We start from the raw sequence: 269 nt of genomic DNA on the forward strand, positions 1-269 counted from the left end.
GTCCTGGTCCGTTGGCATGCGGTCGAGATCAGCGTCGGTTGAGAGCATTTCGGGCATGGCCGCTAACCAACTATGATGTGGACGTTATGCATGCGTCCGTCATCCACAAGCGAGACGGCTTCGTTCGCGACTGGTTCACCGTCCAGAGTGACGGAGTGCACGCCTCGGCCGATGCCCTTCGCGTTGTCGAAACGGATGCGGTAGGTCGCTGATCGATATCGGTATGCGATCTCATAGGCCGGCCAGCCTGCCGGAACGCACGGCTCGAA

Annotated in this window: 1 protein-coding gene; it reads right to left on the reverse strand. The window is 60.2% G+C overall.

Translation table 11 applies throughout. The annotated features are described in order from the left end of the window. Positions 1–62 precede the first annotated feature (62 nt). A partial coding sequence (locus AF337_RS44160; protein WP_152970935.1) for a hypothetical protein occupies positions 63–269 on the reverse strand: 207 nt, incomplete at its 5' end.

Origin of the sequence: Rhizobium ecuadorense, from assembly GCF_001187535.1 — a bacterium.
GTDB lineage: Bacteria > Pseudomonadota > Alphaproteobacteria > Rhizobiales > Rhizobiaceae > Rhizobium > Rhizobium ecuadorense.